General features: G+C 34.9%; 23 protein-coding genes and 1 pseudogene. 8 read left to right on the top strand and 16 right to left on the bottom strand.

Translation table 11 applies throughout. From position 1 onward, the window contains the following. Positions 1–4: 4 nt before the first annotated feature. The 6 genes from HR057_RS04610 to HR057_RS04635 form a co-directional block, all read right to left on the bottom strand. Positions 5–301, bottom strand: coding sequence for a BMC domain-containing protein (locus HR057_RS04610; RefSeq protein WP_173730257.1), 297 nt, complete (start codon positions 299–301; stop codon positions 5–7). Between the two features lie 45 nt (positions 302–346). Then, entirely contained in the window at positions 347–643 is a 297-nt protein-coding gene (locus tag HR057_RS04615) for a hypothetical protein (protein WP_173730258.1), read from the bottom strand. Positions 644–658: 15 nt separating this feature from the next. Further along, entirely contained in the window at positions 659–2,035 is a 1,377-nt protein-coding gene (gene eat, locus HR057_RS04620) for an ethanolamine permease (protein ID WP_173730259.1), read from the bottom strand. 158 nt (positions 2,036–2,193) lie between these two features. Next, positions 2,194–3,447 carry a class-III pyridoxal-phosphate-dependent aminotransferase gene (locus HR057_RS04625; protein WP_173730260.1) on the bottom strand — a complete coding sequence of 418 codons (1,254 nt, stop codon included), beginning with the start codon at positions 3,445–3,447 and terminating at the stop codon, positions 2,194–2,196. A 31-nt stretch (positions 3,448–3,478) separates the two neighbouring features. Continuing rightward, a complete protein-coding gene (locus tag HR057_RS04630; protein ID WP_173730261.1) occupies positions 3,479–4,246 on the bottom strand; it encodes a DeoR/GlpR family DNA-binding transcription regulator in 768 nt (255 codons plus the stop codon). 313 nt (positions 4,247–4,559) lie between these two features. After that, a complete protein-coding gene (locus HR057_RS04635; RefSeq protein ID WP_173730262.1) occupies positions 4,560–4,745 on the bottom strand; it encodes an iron-sulfur cluster assembly accessory protein in 186 nt (61 codons plus the stop codon). A gap of 294 nt (positions 4,746–5,039) precedes the next feature. Here HR057_RS04635 and HR057_RS04640 point away from each other — a divergent pair, with 294 nt between their 5' ends. The 6 genes from HR057_RS04640 (at position 5,040) to HR057_RS04665 (ending at position 9,049) form a co-directional block, all read left to right on the top strand. Next, complete coding sequence (locus tag HR057_RS04640; protein ID WP_196237851.1) at positions 5,040–6,227, top strand: CapA family protein; 1,188 nt, start codon at positions 5,040–5,042, stop codon at positions 6,225–6,227. A 205-nt stretch (positions 6,228–6,432) separates the two neighbouring features. Next, on the top strand, positions 6,433–6,666 hold the full coding sequence (gene yidD, locus HR057_RS04645; RefSeq protein ID WP_173730263.1) for a membrane protein insertion efficiency factor YidD: 234 nt from the start codon (positions 6,433–6,435) through the stop codon (positions 6,664–6,666). Positions 6,667–6,709: 43 nt separating this feature from the next. Then, positions 6,710–7,492, top strand: coding sequence for a metal ABC transporter ATP-binding protein (locus HR057_RS04650; protein ID WP_173730264.1), 783 nt, complete (start codon positions 6,710–6,712; stop codon positions 7,490–7,492). Continuing rightward, complete coding sequence (locus HR057_RS04655) at positions 7,489–8,331, top strand: metal ABC transporter permease (RefSeq protein WP_173730265.1); 843 nt, start codon at positions 7,489–7,491, stop codon at positions 8,329–8,331. The genes HR057_RS04650 and HR057_RS04655 overlap by 4 nt, the downstream gene beginning before the upstream one ends. 48 nt (positions 8,332–8,379) lie before the next feature. Then, the gene (locus tag HR057_RS04660) at positions 8,380–8,796 is read left to right on the top strand and encodes a Fur family transcriptional regulator (protein ID WP_173730266.1); all 417 of its coding nucleotides are present in this window, start codon (positions 8,380–8,382) and stop codon (positions 8,794–8,796) included. A gap of 61 nt (positions 8,797–8,857) precedes the next feature. Beyond that, on the top strand, positions 8,858–9,049 hold the full coding sequence (locus HR057_RS04665) for a hypothetical protein (RefSeq protein WP_173730267.1): 192 nt from the start codon (positions 8,858–8,860) through the stop codon (positions 9,047–9,049). Positions 9,050–9,141: 92 nt separating this feature from the next. On the opposite strand, the gene HR057_RS04670 is transcribed toward HR057_RS04665, so the two are convergent. The 9 genes and pseudogenes from HR057_RS04670 to acnA form a co-directional block, all read right to left on the bottom strand. After that, positions 9,142–9,516, bottom strand: a complete 375-nt coding sequence (locus HR057_RS04670) for a GIY-YIG nuclease family protein (protein WP_230474360.1) — start codon at positions 9,514–9,516, stop codon at positions 9,142–9,144. Further along, a pseudogene (locus HR057_RS04675) lies at positions 9,514–9,810 on the bottom strand (hypothetical protein); the annotation flags it as partial. The gene HR057_RS04670 and the pseudogene HR057_RS04675, both read right to left, overlap by 3 nt. Positions 9,811–9,813: 3 nt before the next feature. After that, positions 9,814–10,239, bottom strand: coding sequence for an acyl-CoA thioesterase (locus HR057_RS04680; RefSeq protein WP_173730268.1), 426 nt, complete (start codon positions 10,237–10,239; stop codon positions 9,814–9,816). Positions 10,240–10,368: 129 nt separating this feature from the next. Beyond that, positions 10,369–10,602: a small acid-soluble spore protein Tlp gene (tlp, locus tag HR057_RS04685; RefSeq protein WP_173730269.1), complete on the bottom strand. Its 234-nt coding sequence runs from the start codon at positions 10,600–10,602 to the stop codon at positions 10,369–10,371. Between the two features lie 60 nt (positions 10,603–10,662). Then, entirely contained in the window at positions 10,663–10,809 is a 147-nt protein-coding gene (locus HR057_RS04690) for an acid-soluble spore protein N (protein ID WP_173730270.1), read from the bottom strand. Positions 10,810–10,914: 105 nt separating this feature from the next. Then, positions 10,915–11,052, bottom strand: a complete 138-nt coding sequence (locus tag HR057_RS04695) for an FbpB family small basic protein (protein ID WP_173730271.1) — start codon at positions 11,050–11,052, stop codon at positions 10,915–10,917. A 139-nt stretch (positions 11,053–11,191) separates the two neighbouring features. Further along, complete coding sequence (locus tag HR057_RS04700) at positions 11,192–11,398, bottom strand: hypothetical protein (protein ID WP_173730272.1); 207 nt, start codon at positions 11,396–11,398, stop codon at positions 11,192–11,194. Between the two features lie 343 nt (positions 11,399–11,741). Then, entirely contained in the window at positions 11,742–12,809 is a 1,068-nt protein-coding gene (locus HR057_RS04705; RefSeq protein ID WP_173730273.1) for a redoxin domain-containing protein, read from the bottom strand. A gap of 98 nt (positions 12,810–12,907) precedes the next feature. Continuing rightward, positions 12,908–15,613, bottom strand: a complete 2,706-nt coding sequence (acnA, locus tag HR057_RS04710; protein ID WP_173730274.1) for an aconitate hydratase AcnA — start codon at positions 15,611–15,613, stop codon at positions 12,908–12,910. Positions 15,614–15,827: 214 nt separating this feature from the next. Between acnA and sspO the strand changes: the two genes are divergently transcribed. Next, the gene (gene sspO, locus HR057_RS04715) at positions 15,828–15,977 is read left to right on the top strand and encodes a small acid-soluble spore protein O (RefSeq protein ID WP_173730275.1); all 150 of its coding nucleotides are present in this window, start codon (positions 15,828–15,830) and stop codon (positions 15,975–15,977) included. A 70-nt stretch (positions 15,978–16,047) separates the two neighbouring features. Here the strand turns inward: sspO and HR057_RS04720 are convergent, their stop codons facing one another. Then, positions 16,048–16,308, bottom strand: coding sequence for a hypothetical protein (locus HR057_RS04720; protein ID WP_173730276.1), 261 nt, complete (start codon positions 16,306–16,308; stop codon positions 16,048–16,050). A 138-nt stretch (positions 16,309–16,446) separates the two neighbouring features. Here HR057_RS04720 and HR057_RS04725 point away from each other — a divergent pair, with 138 nt between their 5' ends. Then, entirely contained in the window at positions 16,447–16,587 is a 141-nt protein-coding gene (locus tag HR057_RS04725; protein ID WP_374724011.1) for a small acid-soluble spore protein P, read from the top strand. Positions 16,588–16,597 lie beyond the last annotated feature (10 nt).

Here is a 16,597-nt window from a genome sequence, read left to right on the forward strand (position 1 = left end):
ACTGCTATTTACTTTCTCCAGCCTTTGGCAAAATACTAATCAATTCATTATGTGGTCGAGGGATTACATGGACAGATAACAATTCCCCTACACGCTGGGCAGCTAAACTCCCTGCCTCGGTTGCTGCCTTTACAGCACCGACATCCCCTGTTACGAGAACAGTTACAATTCCTCCTCCAACATGAACTTTTCCAACAATATTCACATTTGCAGCTTTAACCATCGCATCTGCCGCCTCAATTGAACCTACTAAACCTTTCGTTTCAATCATTCCTAATGCGCCATTTATAGATGTAGACATAAAAATCCTCCTTTGAAATAAATTTACGTTTTTTATATTAAATAATTAAATATATTTAGAAAATTTCACTTTTTTAGTAACCATTCCATTACAACTGTTGAATTCACTTTTATAAGGATTTCCTTCGCTTATTTTGACCCATTCATTTAATTCAGTTTCACTTAAAGGAACCGTATATTTGTAATTGCTATTACAACAATTTTCATATACTAATTTGTCTCTATGAAAAGATTCCCACTCCTTAATTTCACCAGCACTAAGTGGTTTAATTGTGGAAAATTCCTCCACACCTAATCTTTCAAGAACGAGTTTTGTAATCTTTTCAACTAGTTCTCTTTCCATAATTCACCTCCAAGTTTATAAAGCATTTGTGTCTCCAACCGCAATATTTTCTTCATGGACTCGTTCTTCTGGAGCATCTTTATTAATACGGTAGCGTGCCCAGGCAAAATAATAAATGATCGCCACTACAAATATTCCAATACTAATCATGAAAAATGTAATGTTTGCAAAAACACTTGCAAAAATTGAAATTACTGCCAAAATTAAAGATATTATTGATGTAAACGGATATAACGGTGTTTTGTAGGTCCGTGGTAGATTAGGCTCCTTTTTTCTCAGTATGATTACTGATAGATTCATAGAAATATAAGAAACAAGCGCCCCGAAGGTTGAAATTAATATTAAGTCATCGGGATTAAATAAAACAACCAGAATCAAACCAATAATGCCTGGCAAAGTGATCGCTAAATATGGCGTCCTTCGGGTTTTGTGCAGTGTTGCCAGAACAGGCGGTAAATACCCTGCCCTTGATAAAGCAAAAATTTGTCTTGAATATGCAAGAATAACACCGGAAAAACTCGCAATCAATCCAACAAGCCCTACAGAAGCTAATAACTGAGCTAACCAGTAGGTATTGCCAAATGCAGCTGCTACCGCGGCTGGAAGCGGATCACTTGCTGTACTCATATATTCAATTCCACCAAGTCCAATCGCAACAGTAGTCGTTGATACAGATAGAATCAACAAAGTGACAATACCAGAAATAATCCCTTTAGGCATATCCTTTTTAGGATCACGGGTTTCTTCCGAAAGCATCGGAAGCATTTCAATTGCTAAAAAGAGCCACATAGCATATGGTAATGCACCCCAAATTCCTTTAAAACCATTTGGAATTAAAGGTGTGTCACCTGTACCTAACAATTTTTCAATCTTGATTTCTGGTAAACCAACAAAATACATTAAAACTAGTAAAGCCAAAGCAACAAATACTAAAATAGCTTCTAGTGTTGCATATTCCTTAATTCCAATAATGTGCACAATCATAAAGAAAACATACATAACCGCCGCTGCTACAATTGTATTAACAGCAGGAAACAGGAAGCTTATATAAGCACCAATTCCAATCGCAATGATTGGTGCAGCAATAAAATATTCTAAAATAACTCCAATTCCTGTTAAGTACCCTGCTAATGGACCCATTGCTCTTCTTGCAAAAGAATATGGACCGCCAGCATGAGGGAGTGCGGTTGCCAGTTCTGAGATACCTAAACACATAAACAAATACATAATCCCCATTATAGCTGTAGCGATTAACATGCCAACATAACCTGAATCTGCTAACCCAAAGTTCCAGCCAAAATAATTACCGGAAATTACGATTCCAACACCAATTACCCAAAGGTGAAATGGGGTCAATGTCTTTTTCAACTCTAAATTTTTTGTTTCTTCCATGGTATCCTTTCCTCCCTATTTCAGAATATTCTGAAACAAATGTTTATAATGGTTTTTCTTAATTTTCAAAATACAGGAAACGCTTTCATTATTTTTAAAAAAATCTATTTTATATTTTGTACCTCACCTCCTACATACAAGACGATAAAACCTAAAAGTTAAATTTTTTGTGCAGCCTCTTTAATACTTTTTTCGCATCGCTCCAACAAATCATCGCAATAAGCTTTATCTAATAATAGTCCTGGTTTAAATTGGAGAACCTTTGTATCAAGCATAGAATAAATAGCCCAAACACCGTTTTTATATAGAGCCCGCATGACATCCTTCGCTGCGTCTTTTTCTCTAAACTCCAATCCCATAATGACACCAAGTTGACGAATCCCTACAAAATAATCAGAATACCTTTCTTTAATTTGTTCTAGGCCTATCCGCAAGTAACGGGAAACATATTCAACATTTTTTACTACTTCTGGACGTTGGGAAATTTCCAGTACTTTTTTTGCTACAAAACAGCCAAGTTCTGCACCACCGAACGTTGAGATATGGGCGAATCCATCTTCATTCATCCATCCGCCCGCACGTTCACTAACAACTGTTGCAGTAATCGGATAAATCCCGCCTCCTAAGCCTTTAGCTGTGACAAGAATATCTGGTTCTACATCGTAATGTTCAATCCCCCACATTTTTCCACTTCTCATTAAACCTGTCTGAACTTCATCTGCTACATATAGAGAACCATATTTTTCACAAAGCTCTTTAACCTTCTTTAGATATCCTTCTCTTGGCATCGGAAACCCGTATGTTGCGGGAACAGTTTCGATAACTACACATGCTACGTCTTCATTTTTAAGCGCACTTTCCATTGCTTCTATATCATTAAATGGAACTTGTATAAACATGCCCGGTTCACCTTCGCTTAAAAATGGACCAGAATAGCGAATATGTCCTAATGAAACTGCTAATCCACTATGACCATGATACCCATTCTGAATCGAAATGACCTTTTTTCGTTTTGTTGCATAACGTGCGCATTTAATAGCTGCGTCAATAGCTTCACTTCCTCCACACCCAAATATAGAAAAACGAACACTCTTAGGAGTTGACCTAGCAAGTGCTTCAGCTAATTGAGCACGTCCAATGGATGGAAAATGGTGGTTTCCAATATCAAATTCTTCAAGCGCTTCCTTTAATGCTAGGATAATCTCTGGATTCCGATGGCCAAGATTAAACGTTCCTCCATTTAAATGAAGATCCATTAATCTTTTCCCATTCATATCATAAATGTAATACCCTTCTCGTTTCCCCATAACAAAATCAATGCCATCTTCATGCCACTGTCTAGTCTTACCTGGGTTCCACCATTCTATCGATTTTCTTAGCACTTCTTCTTTTGATATATCCAATTTCAACATCTCTCTATCTCCCTTATTTGTTTTATAGTACTTATCCAATAATAGTTTTTATCTCAAAAGAATCCATAATCTTTCTCCATTCATTTGATAATCCTTTATCAGTTACAAGAATTGAAATTTCTGAAAGGGACGCTATGTGTGCGAAAGTCACCTTTCCAAACTTTGAATGATCTGCAAGTACAATAACGTCATCTGCCCGTTCCATCATTTTCCTTGACAAATTCGCGCCATAAATATCATAATCAGTAATACCGCTTTTTGCTGAAATCCCCCCAGCTGCAATAAAAGCTTTATTCACTTTTAACTCCTCTATGATTCTTTCAGCAATTGGACCTGCTGTTAATTTTTGCTCACGACCTAATTCTCCGCCTACAAATATTACTCTTCCGTCAAAATATCCGTCTAGACACATCGTTAGAATTGGAATCGAAGGAGTTATTATCATTACATCTTTCTTATCTTTTAAATAATGCACCATATGTGCCGTTGTTGTTCCATGGCCAATCATGATAATGTCCCCATCCTCAACCAGCTCTGCTGCAGCTTTACATATGGCATGCTTTTCTTCAGCATTGACCAGTGTTTTTTGATCATAAGGAAGTTCAAAAGATCTCTTTTCTCTTACCGCACCGCCATGGACTTTTTTTAATAAATTTTCTTTTTCCATTTTGTCAAGATCACGACGAATTGTTTCCCCTGATACACCAAGGATATTAATGAGTTCAGGAATTCTGACACGATCTTGCCTATTGAGTATATCAATTATCACTTTTTTTCTTTCTTCATAAGATACCGACATAAATTTCACCTGCTATCTTGCTAAAATACTTTTACGATTGTTAAATGAAATTTGTTAGTAGAATTTTTAATACGGTAAAAGTTATCAGAAAATTAAAAACTTATTACTTGTTTATAGATTATCAAAAATAATCACAAAAAACAACATATTTTTGTGTATTTTTTTGAATTTTTGTTGTTTATCTTCGATATTTAGAATATTCTGAATAATTTACAATAAGATAAAAAGATAGGATTTCTTTTTAGACTGAAATAGAAAAACCACCCTAGGTAAAAGGTGGTTTCTATTACGTTATTTAGTTAATAAATTTTCACTAACAACCTCCACCCACTTCATTTCCTTTGGCATCTACTAGGGTGAAGCTTCCTCCAAACCAAGATTTGCGGAAGTCTAGGGCAAGTCCTTCAAAGAAATGTTTATCTCTTTTATTCAATAAAAATGTAACACCATCTTGTACAAAGACTTCGTCTGTCGGTAAAGCTGTCTCTTCCAGAGACAAGCGAAGTTGCGGGCCACCTCAACCGATTCCCATTCCTAATCGAAGAAACAATGTTTCTCCTTGCTTGTTGTAATATTCCATTTCTTCCTTAATTTTTTCAATTGCAGCTTTTGTGATTGTTACCAATTTTCTTCACTCCTTATTTTTATACCCTACTACGTATATTATATACTGTAATTTTATTTATTGCAAAAATATGCTTCAGTACAATTTATTTTTTGAGAAATTACGATAATTTTTTCATTATTATATATTATAGTAAAAGAAAAGATATTTTTTGGGAGCTATTAAATTATGATGAAATTAAAAATATATTTGGTCGTTCTTTCAATGGCTTTTCTTATTTTATCTGTTTTACTCTATTTTCAACAAAATGGAAACAAAGTCCATAATTTTTTAAGTGATTCCCTTACTATTTCCAATGAGGCCTTTCACAGTCATCCAATAAAACAAATTAGTGAAAATGGAAAAAATTTACCGGCTACAACCGCCAAACTAGTTGCTGTTGGTGATATATTAATCCATGGGATTGTTTATAAAGATGCTAAAAAGAATAATTCCTATGACTTTAAACCAATGTTAGCGCAAATCAAGCCTTATATTGAACAAGCTGACCTCGCTTTTGCTAATCAAGAAACAATTATTGGTGGTGCTCAACTTGGTCTATCAACTTATCCAACTTTTAACAGTCCTTTTGAAGTTGGTGATGCATTAAAAGATGCAGGGTTTGACATCGTTTCAATGGCAAATAATCATGTCTTAGACCGCGGTGTTAAAGCAATCGAAAATGCAACACGATACCTAAATGATATTGGTATAGCTTATACAGGTGCCTACACTAGTCATGATGATAAAGAAAATATCCGAATATTAAAAGCAAATGGAATTTTGTTTTCTTTTTTAGCTTACACGTATGGTACAAATGGTATTCCTATTCCCAAGGATAAACCATATGTAGTAAATCTCATAAATTTAGAAAATATGAAGGAAGATATTTCGGAAGCAAAACAAATGTGTGATGTTGTTGTTGTAAGTGTTCATTTCGGAAATGAATACGAACGTTTGCCGAATGATAATCAAAAACAGCTTGTAAAAGAACTGGCTGAAGCTGGAGCACATATCATAATAGGTCATCATCCTCATGTGTTGCAACCTGCTGAATGGATCGAAACAGAAGATGGACGTAAAGTTTTTGTAATCTATTCATTAGGTAATTTTTTATCTGGGCAAAACGGCCACTACACGAAAATCGGTGGTATCCTTCAATTAGATATAGAAAAAACAGTTGGTGTAAACGGTGTAGACATTCAAATTCATAACCCTGCTTTTCTGCCGACCATTGTGACAAAAACGTCTGAATCCAAATATTCTGTTGTACCATTACATCAAGTTTACAATTCCAATTCAGAAGTTTATCAAGAACTTTTTCGGCATATGACACATTTTATGGATGACCTATACTTTATTAAAAATATTCAATAGTTTTACTTAATTCTTTTCCATTGATAGCCGTTCAGAAAAATAAATAACTTATTATTTGTTACATGTCGTTTGTTTGAATGAAAGGGGGAATTTAAAGATTCATATACGAACCGTCTAATAGCTTTTTCATTGACTTTTTTCTTTATTTTTTTTATGATAAATCGTAATGGTTACGAATTTAGGAAGTAGGAACTGGAGTGTTTCTATGCGGTGGTTATTCATTGGTATCATTCGATTTTACCAAAAATTTATTTCACCATTAAAACCGCCAACTTGCCGATTTTATCCTTCATGCTCCAACTACGGGTTAGAGGCTTTTAAACGGTTCGGCGTTCTGAAAGGTAGTTATTTAACAGTTATAAGGATATTAAAATGTCATCCATTTCATCCGGGTGGCTTTGATCCCGTCCCTGAAAAGATTGAAAAAAAATCCAATTAATAAAATACATTTTCATATTGCTTCAAAAGAACGGTGAAAACTTATGAATAATAATGACATAGTAGTAGACATTCAGCATGTATCATTCAGCTATGATGATAAAAAAGTATTAGATGATGTAACTCTCCAAATTCCAAAGGGAACGTTTTGGGGACTAGTCGGTCCGAATGGTTCTGGAAAATCGACGTTAATAAAGATTATTTTAGGTATTTTAAAACCAGATCAAGGTACAATCAATGTTTTCGGAAAACCCATTTCAAATTTGAAAAACCGGCATTTAATCGGTTATGTTTCACAAAAAGCAAATAGCTTTAATACAGCCTTCCCTGCCACTGTCCTTGAAGTTGTTTTAAGCGGTCTTGTATCGAAAGTCGGTCTATTAAAACGATTTACAAAAAAAGAAAAGGAGTTGGCACTTGAAGCAATTTCCGCTGTAGGGATGGAAGAATTCGTTCATCGTAATATAGGAGAGCTATCCGGCGGCCAGCAGCAACGAGTTTTCATTGCTCGTTCATTAGTCAGTAATCCAGAACTACTCATATTAGATGAACCTACCGTCGGTGTTGACTTGAAAAATGTTGAAAATTTTTATGATATGCTTGCAACTTTAAATAAAGAGAAAGGAATCACACTTATAATGGTATCCCATGATATCGGAACGATGACCAATCATGCAACACACGTTGCATGCTTAAATAAGACTCTTCATTTTCACGGAAATTCTGATGAATTCCATCATTTGGACAATGCCAAGTTATCAACCATTTATGGCCATGATATCCATGTTTTGACACATGCTCATGAACATGGAGGTTCATACGTATGATTGGAAATCTACTACAATATCAATTTTTGCAAAATGCATTTCTAACTGGAATTCTGATCGGTCTAATCGCACCTCTCATTGGAGTTTTTATCGTAGTAAGAAGACTATCTTTACTTGCTGATGCGTTAAGTCATATAACATTGGCAGGGATTGCTGCCAGCATGTTAATTGAAAAGAAAGTCGTAGCTTTTTACACTTTAAATCCTATGTATATGGGAATGGTATTTTCTGTTTTTGGCGCTATGATTATTGAGAAACTGAGAAAAGTATATAGACATTATGAAGAACTCGCCATCCCCATCATTTTATCTGGTGGTGTCGGTTTAAGCGTCGTTTTTATTTCTTTAGCGGATGGATTTAATACTGATTTGTTCAGCTTTTTATTTGGTAGTGTCAGTGCTGTAAGTAGTTCGGACGTTTGGATGATAAGTGTAATTGCAATCATTGTTCTTTCTATTATTTTCCTATTTTTTAAGGAACTGTTTGCTTTGTCGTTTGATGAAGAACATGCTGTCGTTTCTGGGATCAATGCCAAAATGATTCATCTTTTCTTCATTATATTAGTTGCCCTAGTTGTTGCTGCTTCCATGAGAATTGTTGGTGTACTACTCGTATCTGCGTTAATGACATTACCAGTTGCTGCTAGCATTCGTATTGCAAGAGGCTTTAAGCAAACAATTATTTTTTCAGTTTTGTTTGGTGAATTGGCTGTCGTAGGTGGGTTAATTGCAGCTTATTATTTAGATATAGCCCCTGGTGGAACGATCGTTATTTTTTCAATCCTTTTATTAGGTTCTGTAATATACTCGAAAAAATTAAAAACCCGCCTTCTAAAATGAAAAAACAATTTCATTAAATGGTTTTGAAAGCTTCAAGGGGATGATGAAATGAATATAAAAGAAGCGATCACTATATTAAAAGAAAGAGGCTATAAACATACTGACAAACGGGAAAAAATGCTCAACCTCTTTGCTGACCATAATCGATATTTAACAGCCAAAGATGTGTTGGAACATTTAAAGAAAGATTTCCCCGGACTTAGTTTTGATACCATTTATAGAAATCTTTATTTGTTTACGGAACTGAATATTTTAGAAGCTACTGATATGAATGGAGAAAAGCATTTTCGCTTTTCTTGTGGAACTTCCCACCACCACCATCATTTTATTTGTACCGATTGTGGCAAAACAAAACAAGTTTATGCGTGCCCAATGAAATGGTTAGATATTGATATGGAAAACTTTGAAATAACCGGGCATAAATTTGAAATTTATGGACGTTGTCCTGAATGTGCAGCAGGTTAACATAAATTGTAATATGTTTATTAAAGTGGCGTTCCCCTATGCATTATAGGGGTTTTTTTATTTGGATGAAGAACAAAGCTTGAAAAACTGGCAACATGACATGAATGTGAAAAGTTATAGCGCACACAAAACTTTATTCGAAGAAAAGATACTAGAATTGGTGGAAATAAATAATACTATTCATAGATGTTGGAAATCAATGTCAATTACAATGAGTGTTTTGTTAGAGGTAAATTTTTTTAAAGGAATATAATATTGTTTTTTTAATTGATATAAAAAATTTAAAATACTAGTGGGTTGGGTCCGTTGGTAGACCCGCCCACACTGCTTCGAATGTCGCTTCAACTACCATCTAGGAATATAAAGAAGGTGGGATTGGCAGCGGCAATCGGATGAGCCAAAGCCCTTTACAATTTCTTTAGCCTGATACATTTCTTTAAGTTGTTTGCATCTAGTGCACTCATCAAGTTTATTATCAAAAGTTTCAAATTTTGTAATTTCACCGTGTGGTCTTAGGTAATCAAAATGCCAGCGGAGAGGTTTTACCTTCTTAATATGGCGTGCTATACGCGCTCGGATATTTCTTTTAGCACTACCAATATAAATATAAGTTCCTTCAGGAAATTCATATGTACCGAGTTTACCGATTTGCAATAGCTTCTTTTCAAAAATTTTCAAATGAATTGCATAGAAACTGTGTTGTTCATTCAAGGATGGCAAGCGAAACTTTTCAATATGGCTTTCTAATCCTTCTTGAAAAAGAATTTCTACTTGTTTGATTCCTATTAAATCAAAGTGGGGATATTCTGGTCTGCGATCAATCCATTCCTCTTTTAAGCCATATTGTTTACCCCATCTTACTAGTTTACCAATATCACTGCAGCCCGCTTTCGTTACTGTTTTGTTTTCCGGGAATTTCGGATGGATCCAGTAATGGGTTAAAAAAGCAAGCTCCCCTTTCTGAACCTTTTCTTTCCATGTTGCTAGTTCTTTGCGATTGATACCGAAAGCCATTCCTTATTCCCCTTGCTTTTTTGCTTTTTCGTACGCTTCATGCCATTCTGGAAAATAATTTTTAAAACGAATAGGGCGAAATGTTTCTTTTTTTACACAAATATGATGTGTTTGACCTGTAACGGCTACTTCCCCTTCTGGATTTAAAATTTCATAGCTGTAAACGGTACGAAAACCGTCATAAAAATCAATCCATGTTCTAACAGTTGCAGTTTCACCAAAACGCATCGATTTCTTGTAAGAAATGTTTGCATCAATCACCGGAGAAAGAAACCCATCTTTTTCCATTTGTGCATAACTAAATCCTAAATCTTTTATTAATGTAGTTCTTCCAATTTCAAACCAAACTAAATAGTTCGCATGATAAACAACGCCCATTTGATCTGTTTCTGCATAACGAACATCAACTTTTACTTCGGAAACAAACATTCTCCGCTTCCTCCTCTCTCCTTATTTATTATTCTCTACTATATTAACACAAAGTTCGATAACATTCAGTCAAGATCTATTTTTACAAAAAATCAGGGCAAGTTTTCAACCTTGCCCCTTTGATTATATTTATTGATATCCATTTTCACGTGCTGCTGCTTCTTCTTTAACTTCTTGACGCATTCCTTCAATTGCTTCTTCGCGGCGTCTATTTTTAGCTTCAATTTTTTCACGCTCTTCCGGAGATGCAAACTCAGCAGTTTCTTCTGCCCTTTCTATATTTTCAAGTGTATTGTGAATCATTGATTGAAGCTTTTCAACATTGTCTCTGCGATCATCAGGATTTGGACGATTATTTGCCATATTCTTCTCTCCTTTATCAAAATTTTAATTTCTGTTTTATTTTTTCAAACAAGATTTGTTTTATTCACCTTTTGTTTGAATCACTTGTGGATGTTCGCCAGATTGGTCTTGCATTTTTCTGCCTTTATTGCCCCCATATCCCCGTGGTTGAGTCCCAATATGATTAGGTTGGAACTGGCGGTTTTTGGTTGTGGCACTTTTTGTCATCTTAAAACCTCCTGCATGTTTTTTACGGTTCTTTCTTAATATCAGCCAAAGTTCAAATAAATATAAAATGAAAAAGCAGGAAAAGCTCATTCTGCTTTCCTGCTTTTACATTTCCATTAGTTTTGCTTGAGCACGTTTTTCTAGTTTTTCTTCAATCCGCGCCAATGCTTCTTGATCATTTAATAATTGTCTTTTATTTTCTAAAACTAATTCTTTAAATGAACGCTTTTTGAATTTTCTCATTTTCTTCACTCCATTTCAAATTTTCTGAAAGATGTTATTTTTCATTATTTCCAACGATTTTTCAGATCATACAAAATTTTTGAATTTAATTCAATTCCAGTTTAGACCGCTTTGTTTTTATAAAATATCAAACATTCATTTATGCAAGCATTTCAACTTGTTCATCGAAATATTGAACTTCTTTTAACTCTATTTTCAACGACCCATGCATATCTTTTGTAAAATTATTTGCAATTTTTTGAACTTTTGTAAATGCGTCATACATTCCATTCGCTTCGACATATTGTTCACATATACATTTTTGTGGACAATCTTTATCCATGAACAAAAATACGTACTTTTTCATGCTGTTTCCCCTCCTTAGTTGTTATTTTTAAATCATTTTTGTGAATTCTTTCACATTAAATCCGCTAGTATATTTTAACTCATTGATTAACTCGAATATTAATGTAAGCGTTATCTTAATTATACATTATTTTGAATAAATTTGTATGACAATATTGTGAATTTTTTCACAAAGCCTGTCCAAGAAGACAGTTTCTTCATTTTATGTATACATAAAAGAAGTATTACAAATAAACTAAGGAAATAAAAAAGAAAATACCCAGTTGTATAATGCATGTTAACGTGAAATGAATAAAATTTTTATATAAAAAAACCGCCAATGGCGGCCAAACATTTAATATTAATTAATCTAATTTTGAAATACCATTCAACATTTGTTCATAACTTAATGTACCAGTAAATTTATCCTCAATTATCCCTTTAGAATCAATAAAATAAGTGGTAGGCAATGCAACTACTTGATAAGTCTTAGTCACTTTTCCTTCCTCATCAAGTAATATTGGAAATGTTAATCCTAATTCTTGAATAAAATTTGAGGGACTGTCTGCACTTCTTTCAGTTTGAGTTGCATTTACCGCTAAAATAACAAGATCCTCCCGACCTTCTTTATGTAATTCTTCCATGTCTGGCATTTCTGCCCTGCAAGGTCCGCACCAAGAAGCCCAAAAGTTTAGCAACACTTTTTTGCCGCGAAAATCAGAAAGTTTCACCTTGTCCCCATTTAAAGTGACCAATTCAAAATCTGGAGCAATATTTCCCTTTTCAACACCAACAACGGCACTTTCTTCTGAAAATGCTGCTGAAAAAATCGTATACCCTATTAAACCTATAAAAACGATTAGAGCTATGGCTTTTTTCATAATTTCCTTCCTTTCTGTTTGGTTCGTTCCGCCATTTCTACCTTCTAAATTTTTATTCATTTGTTTTATACTCCGCTTTGAATAAATATAGAATAAAAGTGCAACTACAACCATTTTACCAAAAGATTGGGCGACTTCATATGAAAAAAGAAAAAGGAGCAAGTAATAACTTGTTAAAAAACTTAACACTCCAACTATAAATGTATCGAATGCGATTTTATAGTTCAAACGATGCTTTTTAACTTTACAAATTAAATAGCAACAACTAATAATAGTTGCAAGTATACCTCCATTTTGACCACCAGTAAAAAATAAAATTGTTTGCGGGGTCTCTATTGCTCTAGTGGGATAAAATAAAGAATAACTAAATTTCCATATGAAAATCCAAAGAAGTGTTGCATTCCCAAATTCGTCCATGATCATTGCTTGCAAATCTGGTCTTTCTTTCAAGCGACTTTTCATGACGACATATGAGATTACGCTAGAAACAATGATTACTAAATAAATGTACTTAATTAAAAATGGACCAAATTTTATAGCGTCATTGATCAATAACATCACCTGTACACAAAATACCCCATGCTGTATTAAGTATAACAAAAAAATGCAGCATTGCCAATGACCTTAGCAACGCTGCACTTCGATATTTATTATTGTGCTAATTTTTCACGTAATACCATTTGTAAAATACCGCCATGACGGTAATAATCGATTTCAACTTCTGAATCAAAGCGGGCAAGTGCTTCAAATTCAACTTTTGAGCCATCTTCTTTTGTAGCAATAACTTTTACAAAATCACGAGGCTTGATGTTTTCATCGATTTGTACTTCGAATACTTCTTTACCAGTCAAACCAAGTGTATCAGCGTTTTCGCCATCTTTAAATTGAAGTGGAAGAACGCCCATCAACACAAGATTTGAACGGTGGATACGTTCATAGCTTTCAGCGATAACTGTTTTAATGCCAAGTAGGTACGTACCTTTTGCAGCCCAGTCACGAGATGAACCCATACCGTAATCTTTTCCAGCCAGAACAACTAAGCCAGTACCATTTTCCTTATATTTCATTGCAGCATCATAAATAGACATAACTTCGCCTGTTGGCCAGTAAGTTGTCCAACCGCCTTCTGTACCAGGTGCAATTTGGTTGCGAATACGAATGTTCGCAAATGTACCTCTTGTCATTACACGGTCGTTACCGCGGCGTGAACCATAAGAGTTGAAGTCACGCGGACTTACACCTTTTTCTTGTAAGTATTTACCTGCTGGTGAATCCTTTGCAATTGAACCAGCTGGTGAAATATGGTCAGTTGTTACTGTATCGCCGAATTTACCGATTACTCTCATACCAGTAAGAGGCTTAATTTCACGCAATTCTTTTGTTAATCCTTCAAAGAACGGAGGATTTTGGATGTAAGTAGAATTTTCATCCCAGTTATATAAAGCATCGTCTGGAGACTCAATTTGGTTCCAGCGAGAATTGCTTGTAAATACATTTTCATATTCTTTACGGAACAATTCAGGCGTAACAGTTTTCTCAACAACTGCTTGAACTTCTTCATAAGATGGCCAAATATCATCAAACATTACGTCGTTGCCATCTTTATCTTTACCGATTGGGTCGTTCTTAAGATCAATATCAACTGTTCCAGCTAGTGAGTAAGCAACTACTAATGGTGGGGAAGCTAAGTAGTTTGCTTTTACTAGCGGATGGATTCGACCTTCGAAGTTACGGTTACCAGAAAGAACAGATGTTACTGTTAAGTCATTTTCAGAAATTGCTTTTTCAATTTCTGGTGCTAATGGTCCAGAGTTTCCGATACAAGTTGTACAGCCATAACCTACAATATTGTAGCCAAGTTGTTCCAAATATGGTAATAATCCTGAGTTACGTAAATATCCTGTAACAACTTTAGAACCTGGAGCTAAAGATGTTTTTACATAAGGTGGAACTTTAAGACCTTTTTCAACAGCTTTTTTCGCAACTAAACCAGCTGCAACTAGAACATATGGGTTTGAAGTATTTGTACAGCTAGTAATTGCAGCAATAGCAATTGAACCTGTTTTCATAGTTGTTTCTGTGCCATCAGCAAGTTTAACAGTTACAACTTTATTAAATTCTTCTTCAGTTAAGCCGAGACCTTGTGTTCCTTGTGGCGCCACAACAGCTTTTCTAAATTGCTCTTGCATTTTAGTTAGAGGTATTAAATCTTGTGGACGCTTAGGACCAGAAAGGTTAGGTTCAATTTCAGAAAGATTAATTTCAACAACATCTGTGTAAATTGGATCTTCTGATTCTCCAGGAACATAGAATAATCCGTTTGCACGGCAATAAGCTTCAACAAGGTTGATTTGCTCTTCAGAACGGCCAGTTAAGCGCAAATAGTTAAGAGCTTCTTGGTCAACCGGGAAGAAGCCACAAGTTGCCCCATATTCAGGAGCCATATTAGAAATTGTAGCACGGTCAGCAAGCGGCATTTGTGCTAATCCAGGACCGAAATATTCAACGAATTTACCTACTACTTTTTTCTCACGAAGTACTTGAGTTACTTTTAATGCAATATCAGTAGCTGTTGTACCACTTGGAAGTGATCCTACAAATTTAACACCGATAACTTCTGGAACTGGGAAGTAAGAAGGTTGTCCAAGCATTCCTGCTTCAGCTTCAATACCACCAACACCCCAGCCAAGAACACCGATACCGTTAATCATTGTAGTATGTGAGTCAGTACCAACAAGTGTGTCAGGGAAGGCTACTAATTCACCATTTTCTTCTTTTGTCATTACAACGCTTGCAAGGTATTCAAGGTTTACTTGGTGAACGATACCAGTTGCAGGCGGAACAGCACGATAGTTATCAAATGCTTTTGTTGCCCAATTTAAGAATTGATAACGTTCTTTGTTGCGTTCAAACTCTAATTCCATATTGAACTCTAATGCATCAGGTGTACCAGCTTTATCAACTTGCACAGAGTGGTCGATTACGAGGTCAACTGGAATTTCAGGATTAATTTTTGAAGGGTCTCCACCCATGTCTGCCATTGCTTTTCTTAGTGACGCTAAATCAACAACAGCAGGAACTCCTGTGAAGTCTTGTAAAATTACACGTGCAGGTTTAAACGGAACATCAATATCTTTTAATTCTTTTGTGCCCCACCTTGCTAAATTTTCGACATGTTCTTTTGTAATGACACGACCGTCAACTTGGCGAAGAACAGATTCAAGCAACACTTTAATAGAGTAAGGCAATTTAGAAATATTACCAATACCTTCAAGTGCACTTAAATCATAATAGTTGTAAGTCTTGCCATTAACTTCCAACGTTTTTCGTGCTTGAAACACATCATTATTAGCCATCTATTTCTTCCCCCCTGTAAATTTTTACATATTGTCACAATTATCCAAAAAAAGTGCCAATATGTACACCCTATTAATTACTCTATCATTTTAATAGAAATTTTTACATAAGTAAATAACAAGAATGGAATCGACAAACATTAGACAATAACCTTACAACATTTTGTATATTTATGATACTATTTCAAAACCTAGTAGCGGAGGTGAATCGCAAATGCCAAAAAGAAAAGCGAATCATATAATCCCTGGTATGAATGCTGCCAAAGCCCAAGGAACCGGTGCTGGCTATAATGAAGAACTATCAAATGAACCATTAACAGAAACACAAAAACAATTCAATAAAAAAAGGAAAAAGAATCAATAAACAGTTTGCTTTAAAGTAAAAACCCGCTTCAAACTTCCGAAGCGGGTCTTACATTTGAATTAGAAATAGTTTATTCATCAAAATCAACACGGCTTACGATTGATTCTAAGTCATTTTTAAATTTACGAAGCTGGTCTAATTGGTTTTCAGACGCAACTTCTAAAGCATTGTCAATTTGTTGAAATGCCTCATTAATTTCGTTTTTTAATTCTTTTAAATGACGGCCATAATCAGGATCGTTTTTGACTAAATCATTATAAACATCGATGGCCTGGTCTACACCTTGCTGAGCTGCTTGGAATGCTTGCTGTTTATCTTTATGATAAGGCATTTGAAATTCCATCTCCTTTTTTGTTATAGCATGTCTCCTATATTTTGCACAAAAATACTTTAGACCATTCCATAGTGTTCTTATCAATTACTGAATAAAAGAAATAGACGGAATCCATTCTATACATATAAAGGAGGGATGGGCATGGGTTCAGGTCGTACAAACCAGCCAAAAAATCAACAACAGCCAACGAATCAACCTGAAGCTTTAAGCGGCTCAAAAAAGGTAAAAAACCATAATCATACGAGACAAAAAAACAACCAAAGCCATGATATGTAAAACAATTTCT

The sequence above is a fragment of the Calidifontibacillus erzurumensis genome, from assembly GCF_013303125.1.
GTDB lineage: Bacteria > Bacillota > Bacilli > Bacillales > Bacillaceae_J > Calidifontibacillus > Calidifontibacillus erzurumensis.